We start from the raw sequence: 19,579 nt of genomic DNA on the forward strand, positions 1-19,579 counted from the left end.
GGGTTCAGCCGACGACGGTGGGCTGCCGGTCACGGGCGGCCCGGCGATCGGCGTCGGCCTCGCCGATGGTCCAGATCAGGGGCGGCTCGGTCCCGTTGACCTCCCGGTCGCCGACGATCCGCGCCTTGTAGATGAACGGGTTGTGGGTGGCGACGGTGCGGGCGTTGCGCCAGTGCCGGTCCAGCGCACGGGACTGGCTGGTCGAGGACGCGCCGAGCGCGTCGAACAGGGCTCCGGCGGCCTCGGGCACGAGCCGGCTGAGCACGATCTGCGCCTGACCCGTCTCCAGTTCGGTGGCGACCACCGCCTCCCGCTCCCGCGCTCCCCCGGTCGCCGCGAACGCGGCCTGGAGGCTGTGGGCCGCCCGCAGTGTCGTCGCCTCGGCGGCATACGCCTGGGCGCTGATCTCGCCGACGACGGCGAGGATCTGGGCGTCGTCCCGGACGAGGTCGGCGTTGCCGTGGCCGAAGACCCGGGTGCGGCGGCGCACCTGCTCGGCGGCGTCGACGACGACGGCCCGGCCGATCCCGGCCAGGGCGACGAGCAGCAGGTGCTGGTAGAGAGCCGTCTGATAAGGGAAGCGGTCGGCGAACGGGGAGACATTCGCGGGGTCGACGGCGGCGGCGGTGAACTCGGTGGTGCCGCTGCCGGTGAGCCGCTGCCCGAAGCCGTCCCAGTCGTCGTCGGTGCGCACGCCCGGCGTCGTCGTCGCGATCACGACCGAGACGTCGGTGCCGTCCGGGCGCCTGGCGGTAACGTCGATCCAGTCGGCGAAAATCGTGCCGGTCGTGTAGTACTTCCGGCCTGTCAGCGTCGGTCCGCTGGGAGTGTCCTCGAGGATCGTGGCCGTGCCGCCGGCGCCGGGCTCGGTCCAGGCATTGCCCGCGAGCTGCCCGGCGGCGAACCGCTCGAGCCAGACGCCGCGGTCCTCCCCGCGGCGGCGCCGGACCAGGTTCTCCTCGACGAGGGCGATGTGGGCACGCAGCGCCTGCGGGAGGTTGCTGTCCGCGGCGGCGAGCTCGATCAGCAGCGTCGTGAGCTCGGGCCAGGTCAGCCCGTCGCCGCCGAGCTCGACGGGAATCCGGACGGCGCCGAAGCCGGCGTCCTTGAGCCAGCCGATCTGCTCGGTGGGCAGTGTGCGGTTCCGTTCGCGGTCGAGCGCCCCGGCGGCGATGCGAGCGAAGATCGGCCGGTAGCGGGCAGCAGCCGTGGCGAAGGCGCTGCCGGTGGTGCCGGTGCCGGAGGCCGTCTCGGTGCTCTCGGTGATGGACGTTTCGGTCATGCGGGTCTCCCTCGTCGGGGCGCCCGGGAGCGGCGTACGCGGGTCGCACCCACCGCCGGGGCCGTGCTTGCCGCGCAGGGTGCACGACCGGATCCTCATCTGGGGCACCCCACCACGGGAGAGGGTTGCCGCCCGACCAGCCAGAGCTTCGCGTCGGGACTCGTGATCTCGCTCCCCCATCGTGGCGGACCGCGGGCGGCGCGCGGAACTGCTGTGACGGCGTGTGAAGGGCGGCGGGCACAAGCCACAGGCTGTGACCGCCGGGCATGCGCGTGGACTGCTTGATCAATCGTTCGAACGTGTGTTCGAATGAGCCCATGCGTTGGGAAGGTCAGACGATCGCGGCGGAGACGGCCGCCGCGTCCCCCGAGATCGAGGGGCAGATTCCCGGAGTGCGCCCCACGCCGGCCCTGCTTCCGCTCGCCGGCCTGCAACGATCGGTCCGCACGCCCGAGTTCGCCGGCATCACCTTCCACGAGGTGCACGCGAAGAGCCTGCTCAACCACGTCCCGGCGACGTCGGCCATGCCCTTCGCCTGGACCATCAACCCGTACCGCGGCTGCTCGCACGCCTGCGTGTACTGCTTCGCCCGCAAGACGCACACCTATCTCGACCTCGACGCGGGCCCGGACTTCGACAGCCAGCTCGTCGTGAAGGTCAATGCCGTCGAGGTGCTGCACGCGGAGGTGCGACGCCGGTCCTGGGCGCGCCCCCACGTCGCCCTCGGGACCAACACGGACCCGTACCAGCGGGCCGAGGGACGGTACCGGCTGATGCCCGGGATCATCGGCGAGCTCGCCGGCTCCGGCACCCCGTTCTCGATCCTGACCAAGGGCACCCTGCTGGCGCGGGACCTGCCGTTGCTGACCGCGGCGGCGAAGGACGTGCCGGTCGGGGTCGGCATCTCGCTGGCGATGGTCGACCCGCAGCTGCAACGGCGCGTCGAACCGGGCACCCCGACCCCGGCGGCCCGGCTCGACCTGATCCGGCGGCTGGCGGACGCCGGGATGCCGTGCGGGGTGATGGCGATGCCGATCCTGCCGTGGTTGACCGACACCGATGAGGCGCTCGACGGCCTGTTCGGCGCGCTCGCCGCGGCGGGGGCGAGCGGGGTGACCGCCGGGGCACTGCACCTGCGGCCGGGTGCCCGCGAGTGGTGGTTCACCTGGCTCGCCGCCGAACACCCGCAGCTGGTCGGCCGGTACCGCCGGCTCTACGGGGGCGGCACGTACGCGACCAAGGAGTACACCACCTGGCTGGCCGGCCGGCTCCGCTACTTCCGGCGCCGGCACGGCCTGGGCTCGTCGGCCCGGTTCTTCCGGGACGAGCCCGAGTCGGCGGCCATCGCCGGTGCCCGCGACGACCGCCGACTCCTCGACTACGGACCCCACGAGCTGGCTCGGCACGACGCTGTCCCGCCCTCGATGCCGACGACATCCTCGGCAGCGGAGCCCGAGCAGCCGGCACTGTTCTAGCGTCCTCGGCTTCCGTGTCTCGCCGGACAACGGGAAGCGCTGTCTCCGCCTTGGCGTCAATCGGCGGTTCCCCGGGAACGGCGGCTCCCGATCGGTGAGCCCGCGGTTCCCGCCCGGAAGCGCGGCCTTCCATCGCTGAGTCAGCCGGTTCCCGCCCGATGACACGCCCCTCCATCGCTGAGTTAGCGGTCACCGCCCGAAAGCAGGGCTCAATGAGCACCCCTTTCGGGCGTGAGCCGCTAACTCACGGATGGACCGCCCAGCAGAGCCGCGCTCGCCGCTACGCCGCGGCACCACCGACCCCGTCTTCGCTGAGTCAGCCGGTTCCGCCCGACAGTGCGGCCTTCCATCGCTGAGTTAGCGGTCACTGCTCGAAAGCACGCTCCTCCATCGCTGAATTAGCGGTTACCGCCCGAAGGCAGGGCTCAATGAGCACCCCATTCGGGCGTGAGCCGCTAACTCACGGATGGACCGCCCAGCGGAGCCGCGCTCGCCGCGACGCCGCGGCACCACCGACCCCGTCTTCGCTGAGTTAGCGGTCACCGCCCGAAAGCGGGGCTCTTTGAGCACCGCTTTCGGGCGTGAGTCGCTGACTCACGGGTGGAGACACGGACGGCCGGCAGAGCCGAAGTGCGGCAACTCCACTACCGGGCGGTACGCAGGGCGGCCAGCCGTTCGAGCAGCGACTCGACGATCGGCAGGTCCGCGGGGATCCAGGGCAGGGCGGTGACGGCGGCGGGGTCGTCCAGGTCCACCCAGCGCAGCTCGTCGTGGTCCTGAAGGGCGGCCGGCTCGTCCGACGTCGTGGCGATCCAGACCCGCATCACGGCGGTGCCGGACAGCGGCCACCCCTCGGGCGAGGGCCCGGGCAGCTCCTCGTGCAGGACGGCAGCGACGCCGAGCTCCTCGTCGAGTTCGCGGACGAGGGCGTCCGGCCCGCTCTCCCCCGGTTCGACCTTGCCGCCGGGGAACTCCCACTGCCCCGCGAGCGCCGCGGGAGCACTGCGCCGGGCCGCCAGCAGCCGCCGTGGACGCCGGACGTCGTCGACCAGGGCCGCCCCGACCACCCGGACCCGGTGAGGTCCCTCACGATCGGCGGTATCCGGGCCCGTTTCGGTCATGCCGCCAGTGTAGGTCGCCCTAAAATTGTTCCGGTGACCCCGCCAGCTCAGCAGGACGCCGCCCAGGCCTCCGCGATCACCGCTTCCGCCCGCCCCCGCACCGGTTCGCACCCCCTGGTGCGCGCCGTCGACGCGCGGGTGCTGCGCAACGCGATCATCGTCCTGGCCGTCGGCGGCTTCGGCATCGGCGTCACCGAGTTCTCGATGATGGGGCTGCTGCAGAACGTGGCCGACGACATGGCCGTGAGCATCTCCGAGGCCGGCCACGTCATCTCCGCGTACGCCCTCGGCGTCGTCGTCGGCGCCCCCGTCCTCGCGACGCTCGGCACCCGCATCCCCCGCAAGCACCTCGCCGTCCTGCTGATGGTGCTGTTCACCGTCGGCAACCTCAGTGCGTTCTTCGCGCCCAGCTACCCGTGGCTCGTCGTCACCCGGTTCATCGCCGGGCTGCCCCACGGCGCCTATTTCGGGGTCGCCGCCCTCATCGGCGCGTCCCTGGCCCCGGCCACCCGGCGCGCGCACGCGATCGCCATGGTCATGATGGGTCTGTCGGTGGCCAATGTGATCGGCGTGCCCGTGGCCACCTGGCTCGGCCAGACCGTGGGCTGGCGGTGGATGTTCGTGTTCGTCGCCGCGATCGGCGCCCTCGCCGTGGTCCTCATCAGCCGCGTCGTCCCGTTCGTCCCGGCCGACCCGGACGCGAGCCCGCTGCGGGAGCTCGGCGCGCTGCGTCGCCCGCAGGTCTGGTACGCGTTGCTCACCGGCATCGTCGGGTTCGGCGGCTTCTTCGCCATGTACTCCTACATCGGGCCGATCATGACGGGCGTCGCCGGGCTCGACGCCGCGTGGCTGCCGCTCGTCGTCGGCCTCTACGGACTGGGGATGGTGCTCGGCAACCTGGTCGGCGGGCGCCTGGCGGACCGGTCCGTCATCGGCGGCATCGTCATCGGCCTCGTCATCACGTGCGTGCTGCTCGCCGTCTTCGCGATCGTGGTGCACTGGGCGATCCCCGCGATGGTCATGGTCCTGCTCATCGGGGCGAGCGGATCCGTGCTCGTGCCCGGGCTGCAGGCCCGGCTGATGGACGTCGCCGCGGACGCGCAGACGCTCGCCGCCGCTCTGAACCACTCGGCGCTGAACATCGCCAACGCCCTCGGCGCCTTCCTCGGCGGTCTCGTCATCTCGATGAACCTCGGCCTCGTGGCGCCGATCGTGTTGGGATCCGTTCTCGCCGCGGCCGGCCTGCCGATCGTCGGGCTGAGCGTGGCGCGGCAACGACGCCGGGGAAGCGCGATCGCCTGACGACGGGCTGACCGACGACGGGCCGGGCGGGCTTGGGGTCGGGCCCGATCGGGGACTACCGTGGACGCGATCATCATCCGGCCACCGGCCGGACCCGCACGAGGAGGGCACCATGATCGACCGACCTGGGACCGACCGGTTCCACGACTACGACGACTCCCTGGAGAACGGCCGGGAACTGACCGGCGACGCGTTGACCGCGGTCCGCGACTTCAGCAGTGAGGAAGAGGGCTACCACAAGACCCTCAGTTCCCGGCAGATCCAGATGATCGCCATCGGCGGTGCGATCGGCACCGGCCTGTTCATGGGCGCCGGCGGCCGGCTGGCCAACTCCGGCCCCGCCCTGGCGCTCGTCTACCTCGTGTGCGGGTTCTTCGCGTTCCTCATCCTCCGCGCGCTCGGCGAGCTCGTGCTCCACCGTCCCTCGTCGGGCTCGTTCGTCTCCTACGCCCGCGAGTTCTACGGCGAGAAGATGGCGTATGCCGCCGGCTGGATGTACTGGTTGAACTGGGCCATGACGTCGGTCGTGGACACCACCGCGGTGGCGCTCTACGTGAAGTTCTGGTCCCACTACTGGGCGCCGATCGCGGCGGTCCCGCAGTGGGCGGTCGCGCTGATCGCGCTGGTCGTCGTCCTCTCCCTGAACCTCGTGTCCGTGCGACTGTTCGGCGAGATGGAGTTCTGGTTCGCGCTGATCAAGGTCGCCGCGCTCGTCATCTTCCTCATCGTCGGCATCATCTTCCTCGTCTCCGGCGCCCACACCGACGCCGGCGCCACCGGGTTCTCCGTGTGGTCACAGAACAACGGGTTCCTCCCCGCCGGCGGGATCGCCCCGATGCTCGCGGTCAGCGGCGTGGTCTTCGCGTACGCGGCCATCGAGCTCGTCGGCATCGCGGCCGGTGAGACCGAGAAGCCGCGCGAGGTGATGCCGAAGGCGGTCAACACGGTGATCTTCCGGATCGCGATCTTCTACGTCGGCTCCGTCCTGCTGCTCTCCCTGCTCCTGCCCTTCACCAGCTACCAGGCAGGCGTCTCCCCCTTCGTCACCTTCTTCTCGCACATCGGCAACCCGGACGCCGGTCTCGTCTCCGCGTCGATCATGAACCTCGTCGTGATGACCGCCGCCCTGTCCAGCCTCAACGCGGGCCTGTACTCCACGGGGCGCATCCTGCGGTCGATGTCGGTCAACGGGTCGGCCCCGAAGTTCACGGGCCGGATGAGCTCCCACGGGGTGCCCTACGGCGGCATCCTCCTGACCGCCGCGGTGACCCTCCTCGGCGTCGTCCTCAACGCCGTCGTCCCGTCGCAGGCGTTCGAGATCGTGCTGGAGATCTCCGCGCTCGGCATCATCGGCGGGTGGGCCACCATCATGCTGTGCCAGATCAAGCTGCAGCGCCTGGCGAAAGCGGGCCAGCTCGAGCGGCCGTCGTTCCGCCTCTTCGGCGCCCCGTTCACCGCCTACCTGACGCTGGCGTTCCTGCTGTTCGTGCTCGTCACGATGGGCTTCTCCGAGACCGGCCGGTGGGTGCTCGCGTCGCTCATCGTGCTGATCCCGCTGCTGATCCTCGGCTGGTTCCGCGCCCGGGAGGGCATCTACGCGGCGGCCGCCGAGCGCGAGGGCATCACCGGTCTGCACCCGGTGCTGGCCAACCGGCCCGCCGCGGACCGGAACCGCCGGCCCGAGCGCTGAGCACCGCGACCGGTCGAGCTCCGGTCGCAGACGACGAGGGCGCGTCACCCGAGGGTGACGCGCCCTCTGTCGTGCATGGGTGTCCGATCCGGTCGACCTGCCGTTCGGTGCTCCCGTCAGTCGTCCGCGCCCGGGGCGTCCTCGACCCCGACGCGCGTGGCGCCCGCATCCCCCGCGCCCGCGGGCCGCGCGATGTCCGGCTCCAGGTAGATGACCCGGGCGATCGGCACCGCCGCACGGATCCGCGCCTCGGCGGCGTCGATCTCGCGGGCCACCTCGAGCCCCGTGGCCGACGCAGCGACGGCGATCTTGGCGGCCACGAGCAGCTCCTCGGGGCCCAGGTGCATCGTCCTCAGGTGGATGATCCGCGTGGCGGAGTCCGCTTCGATGGCCCGTTCGATCGCGGCGACGTCCTCCCGGCTGGCCGACTCACCGAGCAGCAGGGACCGCGTCTCGACGGCGAGCACAGCGGCGACCGCCACGAGCAGCAGGCCGATCAATGCGGTGCCGGCCGCGTCCCAGAGCCCGTTGCCGGTCAGCAGGGTCAGGCTCACCCCGGCGAGCGCGAACAGCAGGCCGAGCAGCGCGGCGGTGTCCTCGAGCAGGATCACGGGCAGTTCGGGTGCCTTGGCCGTGCGGATGAACTGCCACCAGGACCGCTTCCCGCGCGTGGGGTTGGACTCGCGGATCGCCACGGAGAAGGAGCGGCCCTCGGCGATGATCGAACCGAGCAGGACGGCGAGCGGCACCCACCACCACGGACCCTCGATCGGGTGCGGGTCGTGCGCCTTCTCGTACGCCTCGAACAGGGCGAACAGGCCGCCGAGGCTGAAGAGCACGATCGAGACGATGAAGGCGTACAGGTACCGCTCGCGGCCGTACCCGAACGGGTGCTGCGGGCTCGCCTGGCGGGCGGCGCGCTTGCCGCCGACCAACAGCAGCACCTGGTTGCCCGAGTCGGCCACCGAGTGGATGGCCTCGGCCAGCATCGACGACGAGCGGGTGAGCAGCCAGGCCACCAGCTTGAGCGCCGCGATGGTCAGGTTGGCGGCCAGCGCCGCGATGATCGCCGTGTTGCCACCCTTGGTGGACATGGGTACTCCTCCTGGACGACCAGGACGGGACCCGGCCGGTACGTGTGCGGTGCCGTCGTCCTGGAGCGTATCCGATCGTGGGCCGGCCACCGGCCCTAGCAGACGGCTCGCCGGGTTCGCAAGGGGCAGGTCACACGCGGATGGCCTCGTCAGTGCCATACTTGCCTCGTCAGCACCCTGAGGAAAGAGAGTAACGACATGGGCATCATCGCGTGGATCGTCCTTGGTCTCATCGCCGGGGCGATCGCCAAGGCGATCCTGCCGGGACGACAGGGCGGCGGCTGGATCGCCACCCTGATTCTCGGTGTGATCGGCGCACTGTTGGGCGGCTGGATCGCGAGCGCCATCTTCGGCCTCAACGTCAACAACGGCCTCACCAACATCTGGACCTGGGTCTTCGCCATCATCGGCGGCGTCATCGTCGCCGCGATCTGGCAGTGGATCCAGGGTCGCATGGGCAGCCGCACGCGCAGCTGACCGCACGACATCCCCACACACAGAACGGCCCGGGCGAATCTCGCCCGGGTCGTTCTGTGTCTACCGATGGAATGGTCGGCGCTGGACCTCAGCGGCGCTGTGCCTCAGCGGCGCTGTGCGCGGGCCGAGGCGTAGAGGCACACCGTGGCCGCCGTCCCGACGTTCAGGCTCTCTGCGGCCCCGTAGACGGGCACACGCACGCGGGCGTCCGCGGCCGCCCGTTCGTCCTCGGCCAGACCATGCGCCTCGTTGCCGAAGAGCCACGCGGTGGGATTCTCGAGCCGGGGACCGGGGTCCTCCCCCGCCGCCGGCTCCATGGACGACACGGCACGCCCCAACCGGCGGGCGGCTGATGCGTCCTGCAGCGCGTCCAGGTCCGCGGTGCCGTACCCGTCGGCGGCGAGCACGGCGACCCCCGCGTCCCGGAGCCGGCCGGCGAGGTCGGTGAACGGGACGCCGAGCACGACGGGCAGGTGGAAGAGGGAACCGACGGTCGAGCGGACCGCCTTCGGGTTGTACAGGTCGACGCTGCCGTGGGTGAGGATCACCGCGTCCGCTCCGGCCGAGTCGGCGGCGCGCAGGATGGTGCCGGCGTTGCCGGGGTCCCGCACCTGGCACAGGACGGCGACGAGGCGCGGCGAGGCGGCGAGGACGTCGTCGAGGGTGACGTCGACCATCCGGCACACGGCCACGACACCCTGCGGCGTGACCGTGTCGCTCATGGCGGCCAGCACGTCCGGCGTCACCCGGCGCAGGATCACGCCGTCGGCGGGCTCGGCCAGCTCGGGGTGGCGAGTCAGGGCCTCGTCGGTGGCGAAGACCTGGTCCACGGTCGGCGTCCCGGCCCGGTGCCGGCGCAGGGCTTCCCGGACCGCCTGCGGGCCCTCGGCGAGGAACGCACCACGCTTCGAACGCGCGGAGCGCCCGGCCAGGCGCGCCACGTCCTTGACCCGGTCTGCTCCGGGGTGGGACATGACGGCGCTGTCCGGGCGCTCCGTCAGCGGGTGCTCCGTCAGCGGGGACGAGGGACGACCCGGCATGGTGCCGGGCTCCCGTTCCGCCCGCGAGATGGTGATCCTCAGGCCGCGGTGGCGGGCGCCGAGGTGTCGGCCGGGAGGGCGTCCTTGGCGAGCACGACGAGCGCGGTGAAAGCGGCCTCGTCGTTCACGGCGAGCTCGGCGAGCATGCGGCGGTCGACCTCGATCTCGGCCAGGCGCAGGCCCTGGATGAACCGGTTGTAGGTGATGCCGTTCGCGCGGGCCGCAGCGTTGATGCGCTGGATCCACAGCCGGCGGAAGTCACCCTTCCGGGCACGACGGTCCCGGTAGCTGTAGGTGAACGACTTGGTGACCTGCTCCTTGGCCTTGCGGTACAGGCGCGACCGCTGACCGCGGTAGCCGCTCGCCCGGTCCAGGGTCTCCCGGCGCTTCTTGTGGGCGTTGACCGCCCGCTTCACACGTGCCACGTGTCTACTCCTTCATTCAGGTGACGGGGCGAAGCCCGTCGGAATTCGTCTGTCGAGCGGGTCTCTGAACTCAGAGACCCAGCATCCGCTTGATGGTCTTGCGATCCGCAGCCGACACGTCCTTGTCCATGGACAGGCGGCGGGTCAGGGTGCTGGGCTTGCGCTCGAAGTTGTGGCGCATGCTGGACTGCTGGCGGCGCAGCTTGCCGCTGCCGGTGACCTTGAATCGCTTCTTGGCCCCGCTGTGGGTCTTCTGCTTCGGCATCTGCCGTCTCCGTTCTTCCTGGGCCGCGACGCGGTCGCGACGTGTTCGTCGGGTCCGGTCAGGACCCGTTCGTGCGTGGCCCGGCGGTGTCGCCGGGCGGGGTGGTGGCTACTTCCGCCCGCCCGGCTTGGGGCCGGGCTTCGGGGCCGACGGCCGGGGGGCTCCCGGCTTCGGCGCGGCAGGCTTGGGCGTCGCGGTGCCGGCCGGTGCGACTGGTCGCGGCGTGGCGGCAGGCCGCGGGGCCGCAGCCGGAGCGGCCGCTGGCTTCGGTGCGGCGACGGGCCTCGACGTCGCCGGCTTCGGCGCAGCCTGCTTCGGTGCCGCGGCGGGGCGCGAACTCGAGGCCGGTCGGGACGAGGCCGCAGCCGGCTTGCGCTCGACAGCGGTCTCCCGCGGCTGAGCCGGCGCCGCCGTCTCGACCGGAGCCGACTCCGCAGCCGTCGCCTCGACCGGAGCGGTCTCGACAGCAGGCGTCTCGACCGGAGCCGCAGCGGTCGCCTCGACCGTGTCGCTCTCGGCGGCCGGGACCGCACCGGCGGTCCGCAGCGCGTCACCGATGCTCTGCGTCATCGGGGCCTGCTCGCTCGTGTCGACGCGCTCGTCCGGACGCCGCTTCGACTCGCGACGCTCCTCACGCTGCGCGGCGCGGCGCTGGTCGGCCTTGTTCTTGAGCGGGCCGATGACCATGACCATGTTGCGTCCGTCGATGCGGGGCGTCGACTCGACGGTGCCGACCTCGGCGACGTCCGTCGCGAGCCGGTCCAGCAGCCGGATGCCCATCTCGGGGCGCTGCTGCTCACGGCCGCGGAACTGGATCATGGCCTTGACCTTGTCACCGGCGCCGAGGAAGCGGAGGGCGTGGCCGACCTTGGTCTCGTAGTCGTGCTTGTCGATCTTGAGCCGGAACCGGATCTCCTTGAGCACGGTGTTGGTCTGGTTCTTGCGCGCCTCGCGCGCCTTCACCGCCGCCTCGTACTTGTACTTGCCGAAGTCCATCAGTTTGCACACAGGCGGTTTGGCCTGCGGCGCCACCTCGACCAGATCGAGGTCGGACTCTGCGGCCAGTCGAAGGGCGTCCTCGATACGGACGATGCCCACCTGCTCACCGGCAGGCCCGACGAGCCGCACCTCGGGGACGCGGATACGATCATTGATTCGGGGATCGCTAATGTGTTGCTCCTGTGGTCGGTTGTCGATTCACGCCACGAGGGCGTGAGGACCGCACACACACGAAAAGCCTCCGTCTGCATGTGCACACGGAGGCTTCTTCGAACGACGGCGGAACCACGCGAGGGAACGACGAACCGGCACGCCGGCGCACACGCCGAACGACGACGTCGCACCCTGCCGAGATCCTCAGGATCCTGGGTGTGGTACCCGACCGAGACCCGGCGGCCGCAGTCATGAAGACGAGCCGTCGCGGGTGGGAGAAGCCTCCGCTTGCAATCGACCCGCGCATGGCGAGCCGGTGGTCTGTGCCAAGCTTACCATCATGAGCTTTCCCGACCCGAATCCCTCCACGCCCCCCGCACACGATCACGGCGACAGCTACGTCTTCTCCCCCGACGCCAGCACGCAGGACGCTGCCGGCGGCGACCAGACCGCCCAGGTGCAGCAGCAGATGCGCGACATCGCCGAGGTGCCCGCCGTCGAGGTGATCACGACCGCGGCCGTGCACCTGATGAGTGCCGCCGCCGTCAAGTGCGGTCTGGCGGAGGGACCGGACGCCGCGGAGCTGACCGACCTGGACGAGGCGCGGAAGCTGATCACGGCGCTGGCCGGATTCGTGACGGCGGCGGCCCCGGAGATCGGCAGCCAGCACGCCGGACCGTTGCGCGACGGCCTGCGGTCGCTGCAGCTGGCCTTCCGTGAGGCGTCCGCCATCCCCGACAAGCCCGGTCAGGGCCCCGGCGAGAAGTACACCGGCCCCGTCAACTGACGAGGGCCCGGCTCGACCGCCCGGGGCGCGACCACACGAGGCCGCTCCGGGCGCGAGCTCTCGGCGCGGAGAGGGCTCAGGCCCGGCGACGTGCCCGGGCGCGGCCGCCCACGAGGCCGAGGCCGACCAGCGCGAGCAGCAGCGCCACCCCGCCGGCACCGACGAACCCGGCTCCGGGACCGAAGACGTCGATCGCGATGCCGATCGTCGGCGACCCGATGGCGCTACCGGCAGTCAGGGCCGAGCCGTACCACCCCATCGCCTGACCCCGCCGGGCCTCCCCCACCAGGTCCGCGACCCGCTCGCTGCACGCCGTCAGGGTCGGAGCGCACAGCAGCCCCGGCGGGATGGCCAGCAGGCCGAGGGTCAGCGGATCGGTGGCCAGCACCATCGGGATCGTCAGCAGACTCATCCCGGCGAGCAGGAGCAGTGGCGGGACGGGCCGGTCCAGGACGCCGTAGACGAGTCCACCGGCCACCGACGCGAGGCACCAGAAGAGGAAGACCAGTCCGAGCGAGTCGACCTGATCGGAGCCGCGGAGCACCGCGACGAAGCTGACGTCGCTGCCCGAGAGCAGCAGCCCGACCGCGGCGGCGGCCCCGAGGACGGCGCCCACCGCCGGCGTGATCCAGGCCATCCGCCGCCCGGGACGTCCCAGGACCGGCAGCGACGACGTCACGAGCGGCAGGGACGAGGTGACGGCGTCGGTGGCGGAGGCGATCTCGGCGGGCGCGAGCGTCTCGACCGCCTCGGCGTCCTGTCGCCGGTTCCGCTCGCCGGCCGCCGCATCGTCGCGGGTGCCGAGCTGACTGGACCGGGTGGGCGGGTCGAACCACATGAGCAGCACCCCGGCCAGCGCCGAGCACACGCCGACGAGGACGAGGCCCGTCTGGGTGTGCAGCGTCGTCGCGAGCAGGACGCCGGTCGCGGGCCCGACGATGAACACCAGCTCGGTCGCCATCGAGTCGACGGCGAAGGCGGTACGGCGCTGGTCCTCGGCCACGAGCACGGCGAGGGACTGGCGGACGACGGAGAACACGGGCAGCGCGAACAGCCCGCCGAGGACGGCCGCCGGGATCAGCAGCTCGTACGGCAGGAACGGGGCGATCGACCAGATCACGGCCTCGGCCACGACGGACGGCAGCAGGGCGCGACGCAGGCCGACGGTGTCGACGCGGTGCCCGCGCCAGGGGGCGCCGACGGCCAGGCCGAGGGTGATCGCGGTGGCGACGATGCCGGCGGCGGTGTAGCCGCGGGACAGCGCGTCGACCACGTGCAGGGTCAGCAGCACGCCGGCGGCGGCGTGCGGGACGCGAGCGAGCATGCCCACGAGCAGCAGCCGGCGGATCGGGGGCTGCGACAGCAGGGTACCGTACCGGGCGAACGTCGTCGTCCTCATCGCGAACGTCGTCCTGTCCTCTCATCCCGGGCTCGACGGCGCGGGTCAGGCGGGAGCGGCCACGATCCGCATCTCGATGGAATCGACGCCGTCGGCGAACACGGGGTCGGCGGCCAGGCGCTCCTGGATGCGACGCACGACGGCGTCGAGTTCGTGTCGGTCGAGACCGGAGCGCAGGGTGAGACCGATGCGCAGCTCCGGGCCGGGACCGCCTCCGGCGATCCGGGCCCCGTTCCGGTCGGCGCTGACCACGCCCCGGCCCGCCGCGCAGTCGACCTGCAGGACGGCGGGCTCGCTCACTGTAACACCGCGTGCGGCGGCGGCGACGGCGGGGTCGGCGTACGACGGCGTCCAGGGCTTCTGCTGCGCGAGGGCCCACAGTGCGGGCCGCCGGACCACGAAGCTGACGGCGCCGCCGGGGTCGAGCACCATCAGCTGGGCGTCCTCGGCGGCCGCGGACAGGGCGGCGCGCGGTGCCCAGGTGGGGATCGGCCTCGCGTCGGGGTGCCAGGCGCGCAACGCGTCGACGGACGTGAAGACCGGCAGCGCGGTGCGGCCGTCGGGCGCGGCAATGGTCACCAGCGACAGGTCGGCCTCCTTGTCGGAGACCGGGACCGGATCGTTCGCGTCCCCGGCGACGCTGGCGATCAGCGGCACGAAGATCCGGGCGTCCCGCAGCGCGTCGACGACGGCGGCCTCCCCGGCGCGGCCGGCACGGAGGGCGTCCAGGGCCGCGGCCACGCGGGCGTCGGCGAGGCCGTCGTCACCGGCGTGTTCCGCGGTCGCGGGGACGGATCCGGCGAGGTCGCGCCCGGCCCAGGGCACACCGGCCGAGTCGGCGGGCCCACCGGCGGCGTCCAGCAGCGCCCGGATGTGCCCGGGCAGCTCACGGCTCACGGGCGGCCGGCGACGTCCAGCGCCTCGGGCAGCGTGAAGGCGCCCGCGTACAGCGCCTTGCCCACGATGGCGCCCTCGAGGCCCCGCGGGACGAGGGTGCGCAGCGCCGTCAGGTCGGCGAGGGAGGAGATGCCGCCGGAGGCGACGACGGGCTTGCCGGTGCGGGTGATGACCTCGCCGAGCAGGTCGAGGTTGGGTCCGCGCATGGTGCCGTCCTTGGTGACGTCCGTGACGACGTAGCGGGCGCAGCCGGCGTCCTCGAGCCGGGCCAGCACCTCCCACAGGTCGCCACCCTCGCGGGTCCAGCCGCGGGCGGCCAGCGTGGTGCCGCGCACGTCGAGGCCGACGGCGATCGCGTCGCCGTACTTCTCGATCGCGGCCGCGGTCCATTCCGGGTTCTCGAGGGCGGCGGTGCCGAGGTTGACCCGGGTGGCGCCGAGCTCGAGGGCCTGGTCGAGGGAGGCGTCGTCGCGGATGCCGCCGGACAGCTCGATCTTCACGTCGAGGTTCTCGACGACCCGGGCCAGCAGGTCCCGGTTGGAGCCGCGGCCGAAGGCGGCGTCGAGGTCGACGAGGTGCACCCACTCGGCGCCGGCGTCCTGCCACTGCCGGGCGGCGTCGACCGGGTCCCCGTACGCGGTCTCGCTTCCGGCCTCGCCCTGGACGAGCCGCACGGCCTGCCCGTCGGCGACGTCGACCGCCGGCAGCAGGACCAGCCGGTGCTCGCTCGTGCCGGCCGTCTCGGCGGGGGCCTCGGCGGCAGGGCCCTCGGGGGTGGTGCTCATGCGTGTCCTCGTCTTCTCCGGCGGATGCCGGTCGTGGTGCTCGTCGTGCTCGTGGTGCTCGGCGCGCTCGTGGTGCTCGTGGAGGTCGGGGTGCCACAGCGGGCGGGGCGGCTCCCGAGTCCCGCGCCCCCTACAGCGTGCCGAGCCAGTTGCTCAGCAGCTGCGCGCCGGCGTCGGCGGACTTCTCGGGGTGGAACTGGGTGGCCGAGAGCGGGCCGTTCTCCACCGCGGCGATGAACGGGCCGCCGTGCCGGCTCCACGTGACGCGCGGCGGCGCCATGGCGGGGATGGTCACGTCGAACGCCCACTCCTGGACCCCGTAGGAGTGCACGAAGTAGAAGCGCTCGTCGGCCAGGCCCGCGAAGAGGGTGCTGTCGGCGGGGGGTTCGACGGTGTTCCAGCCCATGTGCGGGACGACGTCGGCGGCGAGCCGCTCGACGGTGCCGGGCCACTCCCCCAGGCCGGCGGTCGGCACGCCGTGCTCGACGCCGCGGTCGAACATCACCTGCATGCCGACGCAGATGCCGAGGACCGGCCGGTTGCCCGCGATCCGCCGCCCGATCAGGCGGGGCGCGTCGACCGCCCGCAGGCCGGTCATGACGGCCTCGAACGCGCCGACGCCCGGGACGACGAGGCCCGCGGCCTCGGTCACGTCCGCCGGGTCGCGGCTGAGGGTGACGTCGGCGCCGACGCGTTCCAGGGCACGCACGGCCGAGCGGATGTTCCCGGATCCGTAGTCCAGGACGGTGACGCTGGGTCTGCCGCTCACAGGGCGCCCTTGGTCGAGGGAATGCCGCTCACCCGCGGGTCGGGCTCGACGGCGACACGCAGCGCGCGGGCGAGCGCCTTGAACTGGGCCTCGACGATGTGGTGCGGGTCGCGGCCGCCGAGCACCGTCATGTGCAGGCAGATGTGCGCGTGCAGCGCGATGGCCTCCAACACGTGCCGGGTCAGGGAGCCGGTGAAGTGGCCGCCGATGAGGTGGTACTCCTGGCCGGCGGGCTCGCCGGTGTGCACGAGGTAGGGGCGGCCGGAGATGTCGACGACGGCCCGGGCGAGGGCTTCGTCCAGCGGCACGGTGGCCTCGCCGAAGCGGCGGATGCCGGCCTTGTCGCCGAGTGCCTCGCGCAGCACCTCGCCGAGCGTGATGGCGACGTCCTCGACCGTGTGGTGCACGTCGATGTGGGTGTCGCCGCTCGCCTGGACCGTCAGGTCGATCAAGGAGTGCTTGGCCAGCGCGGTCAGCATGTGGTCGTAGAACGGCACGGTCGTGTCGATCCGGGCCTCACCCGTGCCGTCGAGGTTGACCTCGACCGTCACGGACGACTCGCTCGTCGTGCGTTCGCGGCGGGCGGTCCGGGATGGGGTGCTCATGGCAGTCCTTCGTGGTCACGCAGATGGTGACGGGGTCGGAGGGGACGGGTCGAGTCTAGCGAGCGGTCCCGCGGACACTCCGTGGAGCCTGGGCCGGCAGTGTCGGTCGATATCGGGCGACGCCCTCGCACCGTGCCGGTGCGGGTGGCCGGGCTGGCCGGGCTCCCGTGGTCAGGGCGCGGGGACGGCGATGCCGGCGTCGGCCAGCTCCTGCATCCGGTCGAGGAAGGCGCTGGTCTCGGCCTCGGTGCCGGCACTGACCCGCAGCCGGCCGTGCAGGCCGATGTCGCGGATGATGACGCCGGCGTCGAGCAGGCCGTGCCACACCGCCTCCGGATCCTGCAGCGGGCCGAAGAGGACGAAGTTCGAGTCCGACGGAGTGGGCGTCAGCCCGAGCCGGTCCAGACCGTCGACGATGCGGTCCCGCTGGGCCTTGATGTCCTCGACGGTGGCGAGCAGCGCGTCGGCGTGGGCGAGGGCCGCCAGGGCCACCGCCTGGGTGACGGCCGAGAGGTGGTACGGCAGCCGGACGAGGCGCAGCGCGTCCGTGACCTCGGGGGCGGCGGCCATGTAGCCCAGGCGCGTGCCGGCCATGCCGAAGGCCTTGCTCATGGTGCGCGAGATGATCAGGCGTTCCCGGCCCGGCAGCAGCTCGAGGGCGCTGGGCGTGCCGGTGTGGGCGAACTCAGCGTAGGCCTCGTCGACGATCACCATGGATCGGGTGGCCTCCGTCGCCGCGTAGACCGCCTCGATGACATCGAGGCCGGTGGACGTGCCCGTGGGGTTGTTCGGGCTGCAGACGATGACGACGTCCGGAGCGTGCTCCCGCACCTGGGCCGCGGCGGACTCGGCGGTGAGCGTGAAGTCCGCCTCCCGGGTCCCGGCGATGTAGCCGGTGTCGGTCCCCGCGGCCAGGAGCGGATACATGGAGTACGTGGGCGGGAAGCTCATCAGCGTCCGGCCGGGCCCGGCGAACGCCTGGAGGATCTGCTGCAGCACCTCGTTGGACCCGTTCGCCGCCCACAGCCGATCCGCGGTCAGCCCGTGCCCGAGGTAGCGGGCCAGACTCTCGCGCATCGTGGTGAACTCCCGGTCGGGGTACCGGTTGAGGGTCTCGAGGGTGCCCTCGACGCCCGTGACGATCGCCTCCCGCACGGCCGTCGGCAACGGATGCGTGTTCTCGTTGACGTTCAGTTGGATCGGCACGTCGATCTGCGGTGCCCCGTAGGGGACGGTACCCCGCAGATTCTCGCGCAGCGGCAGCGCGTTCAGGCGCTCCAGTCGTTCCTCGGCGCTCGTGGGATTCACCGTCCCAGTCTAGGAAAGCCGCCCGGGCGCCCGCGAATCGCCGTTGTCGTGATCCCGCACGCGGGCTGCGCGCGGGAGACTCACAGCGCGCCGGCCACGGGCAGCGCCCCCACTCACGGCGCGAGACGCCCGTCAGGAGCCGAGCGGAATGTAGAGCTTGCGGCCGGCGTCGATGTGGTCCCCGCTCAACCCGTTGAGGCTGACGATCTTCGCGACGACGTCCCGGGTGTCACGCCCGTGCGCGTTCTCGGCCGCCACCTGCCACAGGGACTGACCCGGCTGGACCGTCACCTGCACGGCGGGCGTCGACGGCACCTGCCGGACTCCTTGTTCGGCCGCCGCCGGCGCCGTCGTGAACACCCCGACCACCGTCAGCAGGACGGCCACGGCGAGCAGCACCGGCAGGCCGACGAAGACGAGCCGGCCCCGCCGCGTCAGATGCAGCGGCGACCGCGACACGCGGCGGGACGCGGCGGCAGCAGGGACCACGGCCGGACGCGCCGCGGTCGGATGCGCCGCACCAGCCGGACGCGCAGCGGCGACACGGGCCGGGGCGGTCCGCGCAGCCGCCGCCTGTGCGACGCGCGGACGGACGGCCCGCAGAGGAGCGGGTGCCGGACGCCGGACGCTGCGGACCGCGGGCCGCGCTGCGGTGGCAGCCGCGCGCGGGCTGCGGTGGAGAGACAGGGTGAAGCTCGGTGCGTGCAGGACGTGGGTCGACATGCCAGCCTCCTCGGTCGGGGACCCGGGATGCATCCGCCGCGGCCGTTCACCGCGTTCGAACACATCTTCGAATCTGTTCTGGTCCATTTCTAGCACTGATCATCGAACGATGTCGAGACTCGCTAGAACATGTGTTTGAAAACGCTCCCCTGCTCCCCTACCGTGAGGCGCAGGGAGCCGGTTTGGTTCCCAGTGCACCAACCGCCACCGACAGAACTGCCGAGAGCCGATTCCGCCACCGCTCGTGGGCCGTGACATCGGGACCGTGAGAGGACAGACCGACGTGCAGCGAAGCGCAGGGACCCGGGGCCTGACCGCCCGTCAGCAGAAGATCCTCGAGACCATCCAGCGCTCCGTCACGGCCAAGGGCTATCCGCCGTCCATGCGGGAGATCGGCGACACCGTCGGGCTGGCCAGCCTCTCGAGCGTCACGCACCAGCTGGGCCAGCTCGAGCGCCTCGGCTACCTGCGCCGCGACCCCAAGCGACCGCGCGCCATGGAGGTGCTCATCCCCCTGACGCTGGCCGAGGAGCCCGTTCCCGCCGGCGACGCCGACGCGGCCGTACTCGCTCCCACGCCGCTGGCCCCGTCGGCCACCGACACCGCGATGGTCCCGCTCGTGGGGCGGATCGCCGCCGGTGGCCCGATCCTGGCCGACCAGCAGGTCGAGGACGTCATGCCGCTGCCGCGCCGCCTCGTCGGGCATGGGGAACTGTTCATGCTGCAGGTCGCCGGTGACTCGATGATCGACGCGGCCATCTGCGACGGCGACTGGGTCGTGGTGCGGCGGCAGAACGCCGCGGAGAACGGCGACATCGTGGCCGCGCTGCTCGACGACGAGGCGACGGTCAAGACCTTCCGGCAGCGCGACGGCCACACCTGGCTGCTCCCCCAGAACACCCAGTACGAGCCGATTCTCGGCGACCACGCCACCGTGATGGGCAAGGTCGTCTCCGTGGTGCGCGCGCTCTAGTCACTCGGGC

20 protein-coding genes and 1 riboswitch are annotated in these 19,579 nt (G+C 72.2%); of the genes, 6 read left to right on the forward strand and 14 right to left on the reverse strand.

All coding sequences use genetic code 11. The annotated features are described in order from the left end of the window. Positions 1 to 4: 4 nt before the first annotated feature. The gene (locus V6N00_RS15590; protein ID WP_334233760.1) at positions 5 to 1,282 is read right to left on the reverse strand and encodes an acyl-CoA dehydrogenase family protein; all 1,278 of its coding nucleotides are present in this window, start codon (positions 1,280 to 1,282) and stop codon (positions 5 to 7) included. Between the two features lie 58 nt (positions 1,283 to 1,340). Then, positions 1,341 to 1,450: riboswitch (SAM riboswitch) on the reverse strand. 149 nt (positions 1,451 to 1,599) lie between these two features. On the opposite strand from V6N00_RS15590, the gene V6N00_RS15595 reads away from it, so the two are divergent. Beyond that, positions 1,600 to 2,757, forward strand: coding sequence for an Rv2578c family radical SAM protein (locus V6N00_RS15595; protein WP_334233761.1), 1,158 nt, complete (start codon positions 1,600 to 1,602; stop codon positions 2,755 to 2,757). Positions 2,758 to 3,401: 644 nt separating this feature from the next. Here V6N00_RS15595 and V6N00_RS15600 read toward each other — a convergent pair. Continuing rightward, positions 3,402 to 3,878, reverse strand: a complete 477-nt coding sequence (locus V6N00_RS15600) for an NUDIX domain-containing protein (RefSeq protein WP_334233763.1) — start codon at positions 3,876 to 3,878, stop codon at positions 3,402 to 3,404. Between the two features lie 33 nt (positions 3,879 to 3,911). On the opposite strand from V6N00_RS15600, the gene V6N00_RS15605 reads away from it, so the two are divergent. After that, positions 3,912 to 5,180 (forward strand): MFS transporter, encoded by a 1,269-nt coding sequence (locus V6N00_RS15605; protein WP_416385096.1) that lies wholly within the window; start codon positions 3,912 to 3,914, stop codon positions 5,178 to 5,180. A gap of 112 nt (positions 5,181 to 5,292) precedes the next feature. Further along, positions 5,293 to 6,870, forward strand: coding sequence for an amino acid permease (locus tag V6N00_RS15610; protein ID WP_334233766.1), 1,578 nt, complete (start codon positions 5,293 to 5,295; stop codon positions 6,868 to 6,870). A gap of 116 nt (positions 6,871 to 6,986) precedes the next feature. Here the strand turns inward: V6N00_RS15610 and V6N00_RS15615 are convergent, their stop codons facing one another. Further along, positions 6,987 to 7,964, reverse strand: a complete 978-nt coding sequence (locus V6N00_RS15615; protein ID WP_334233768.1) for a cation diffusion facilitator family transporter — start codon at positions 7,962 to 7,964, stop codon at positions 6,987 to 6,989. 198 nt (positions 7,965 to 8,162) lie between these two features. Here V6N00_RS15615 and V6N00_RS15620 point away from each other — a divergent pair, with 198 nt between their 5' ends. Continuing rightward, on the forward strand, positions 8,163 to 8,441 hold the full coding sequence (locus tag V6N00_RS15620) for a GlsB/YeaQ/YmgE family stress response membrane protein (protein ID WP_334233770.1): 279 nt from the start codon (positions 8,163 to 8,165) through the stop codon (positions 8,439 to 8,441). Between the two features lie 104 nt (positions 8,442 to 8,545). Here the strand turns inward: V6N00_RS15620 and V6N00_RS15625 are convergent, their stop codons facing one another. From V6N00_RS15625 to infC, 4 genes are all read right to left on the reverse strand, one after another. After that, entirely contained in the window at positions 8,546 to 9,481 is a 936-nt protein-coding gene (locus V6N00_RS15625) for a TrmH family RNA methyltransferase (protein WP_416385097.1), read from the reverse strand. A 38-nt stretch (positions 9,482 to 9,519) separates the two neighbouring features. Continuing rightward, on the reverse strand, positions 9,520 to 9,906 hold the full coding sequence (rplT, locus tag V6N00_RS15630) for a 50S ribosomal protein L20 (protein WP_076696160.1): 387 nt from the start codon (positions 9,904 to 9,906) through the stop codon (positions 9,520 to 9,522). A gap of 70 nt (positions 9,907 to 9,976) precedes the next feature. Further along, on the reverse strand, positions 9,977 to 10,171 hold the full coding sequence (gene rpmI, locus V6N00_RS15635) for a 50S ribosomal protein L35 (protein ID WP_076696162.1): 195 nt from the start codon (positions 10,169 to 10,171) through the stop codon (positions 9,977 to 9,979). Positions 10,172 to 10,279: 108 nt separating this feature from the next. After that, complete coding sequence (gene infC, locus V6N00_RS15640) at positions 10,280 to 11,299, reverse strand: translation initiation factor IF-3 (protein ID WP_416385098.1); 1,020 nt, start codon at positions 11,297 to 11,299, stop codon at positions 10,280 to 10,282. A gap of 364 nt (positions 11,300 to 11,663) precedes the next feature. Here infC and V6N00_RS15645 point away from each other — a divergent pair, with 364 nt between their 5' ends. After that, positions 11,664 to 12,110 (forward strand): DUF1844 domain-containing protein, encoded by a 447-nt coding sequence (locus V6N00_RS15645; protein WP_416385099.1) that lies wholly within the window; start codon positions 11,664 to 11,666, stop codon positions 12,108 to 12,110. Between the two features lie 76 nt (positions 12,111 to 12,186). Here V6N00_RS15645 and V6N00_RS15650 read toward each other — a convergent pair whose 3' ends face one another. The 7 genes from V6N00_RS15650 to V6N00_RS15680 all read right to left on the reverse strand — a co-directional run bounded on the left by V6N00_RS15650 (position 12,187) and on the right by V6N00_RS15680 (position 18,332). Then, positions 12,187 to 13,509: an MFS transporter gene (locus tag V6N00_RS15650; RefSeq protein ID WP_334233773.1), complete on the reverse strand. Its 1,323-nt coding sequence runs from the start codon at positions 13,507 to 13,509 to the stop codon at positions 12,187 to 12,189. Positions 13,510 to 13,554: 45 nt separating this feature from the next. Beyond that, positions 13,555 to 14,406 (reverse strand): SseB family protein, encoded by an 852-nt coding sequence (locus tag V6N00_RS15655; protein ID WP_334233775.1) that lies wholly within the window; start codon positions 14,404 to 14,406, stop codon positions 13,555 to 13,557. Then, positions 14,403 to 15,191 (reverse strand): bifunctional 1-(5-phosphoribosyl)-5-((5-phosphoribosylamino)methylideneamino)imidazole-4-carboxamide isomerase/phosphoribosylanthranilate isomerase PriA, encoded by a 789-nt coding sequence (priA, locus tag V6N00_RS15660; RefSeq protein ID WP_334233776.1) that lies wholly within the window; start codon positions 15,189 to 15,191, stop codon positions 14,403 to 14,405. The genes V6N00_RS15655 and priA overlap by 4 nt, the downstream gene beginning before the upstream one ends. A 130-nt stretch (positions 15,192 to 15,321) precedes the next feature. After that, positions 15,322 to 15,960, reverse strand: coding sequence for an imidazole glycerol phosphate synthase subunit HisH (gene hisH, locus V6N00_RS15665; protein WP_334233778.1), 639 nt, complete (start codon positions 15,958 to 15,960; stop codon positions 15,322 to 15,324). Then, positions 15,957 to 16,565 carry an imidazoleglycerol-phosphate dehydratase HisB gene (hisB, locus tag V6N00_RS15670; protein ID WP_334233779.1) on the reverse strand — a complete coding sequence of 203 codons (609 nt, stop codon included), beginning with the start codon at positions 16,563 to 16,565 and terminating at the stop codon, positions 15,957 to 15,959. The genes hisH and hisB overlap by 4 nt, the downstream gene beginning before the upstream one ends. A gap of 171 nt (positions 16,566 to 16,736) precedes the next feature. After that, a complete protein-coding gene (locus V6N00_RS15675; RefSeq protein WP_334233781.1) occupies positions 16,737 to 17,873 on the reverse strand; it encodes a histidinol-phosphate transaminase in 1,137 nt (378 codons plus the stop codon). Between the two features lie 132 nt (positions 17,874 to 18,005). Further along, positions 18,006 to 18,332 (reverse strand): LysM peptidoglycan-binding domain-containing protein, encoded by a 327-nt coding sequence (locus tag V6N00_RS15680; protein ID WP_334233783.1) that lies wholly within the window; start codon positions 18,330 to 18,332, stop codon positions 18,006 to 18,008. A 520-nt stretch (positions 18,333 to 18,852) separates the two neighbouring features. Here V6N00_RS15680 and lexA point away from each other — a divergent pair. Further along, positions 18,853 to 19,569 (forward strand): transcriptional repressor LexA, encoded by a 717-nt coding sequence (gene lexA, locus V6N00_RS15685; protein WP_416385102.1) that lies wholly within the window; start codon positions 18,853 to 18,855, stop codon positions 19,567 to 19,569. The last annotated feature ends 10 nt before the right edge of the window (positions 19,570 to 19,579 follow it).

The organism is Tersicoccus mangrovi, assembly GCF_036881825.1.
GTDB classification, from domain to species: domain Bacteria; phylum Actinomycetota; class Actinomycetes; order Actinomycetales; family Micrococcaceae; genus Tersicoccus; species Tersicoccus mangrovi.

Coding starts and splice junctions, on each gene's coding strand:
- V6N00_RS15590 (WP_334233760.1), bottom strand. CDS start 1,282: ATGACCGAAACGTCCATCACCGAGAGCACCGAGACGGCCTCCGGCACC.
- V6N00_RS15595 (WP_334233761.1), top strand. CDS start 1,600: ATGCGTTGGGAAGGTCAGACGATCGCGGCGGAGACGGCCGCCGCGTCC.
- V6N00_RS15600 (WP_334233763.1), bottom strand. CDS start 3,878: ATGACCGAAACGGGCCCGGATACCGCCGATCGTGAGGGACCTCACCGG.
- V6N00_RS15610 (WP_334233766.1), top strand. CDS start 5,293: ATGATCGACCGACCTGGGACCGACCGGTTCCACGACTACGACGACTCC.
- V6N00_RS15615 (WP_334233768.1), bottom strand. CDS start 7,964: ATGTCCACCAAGGGTGGCAACACGGCGATCATCGCGGCGCTGGCCGCC.
- V6N00_RS15620 (WP_334233770.1), top strand. CDS start 8,163: ATGGGCATCATCGCGTGGATCGTCCTTGGTCTCATCGCCGGGGCGATC.
- V6N00_RS15625 (WP_416385097.1), bottom strand. CDS start 9,481: ATGCCGGGTCGTCCCTCGTCCCCGCTGACGGAGCACCCGCTGACGGAG.
- rpmI (WP_076696162.1), bottom strand. CDS start 10,171: ATGCCGAAGCAGAAGACCCACAGCGGGGCCAAGAAGCGATTCAAGGTC.
- V6N00_RS15645 (WP_416385099.1), top strand. CDS start 11,664: ATGAGCTTTCCCGACCCGAATCCCTCCACGCCCCCCGCACACGATCAC.
- V6N00_RS15650 (WP_334233773.1), bottom strand. CDS start 13,509: ATGAGGACGACGACGTTCGCCCGGTACGGTACCCTGCTGTCGCAGCCC.
- priA (WP_334233776.1), bottom strand. CDS start 15,191: ATGAGCACCACCCCCGAGGGCCCTGCCGCCGAGGCCCCCGCCGAGACG.
- hisB (WP_334233779.1), bottom strand. CDS start 16,565: ATGAGCACCCCATCCCGGACCGCCCGCCGCGAACGCACGACGAGCGAG.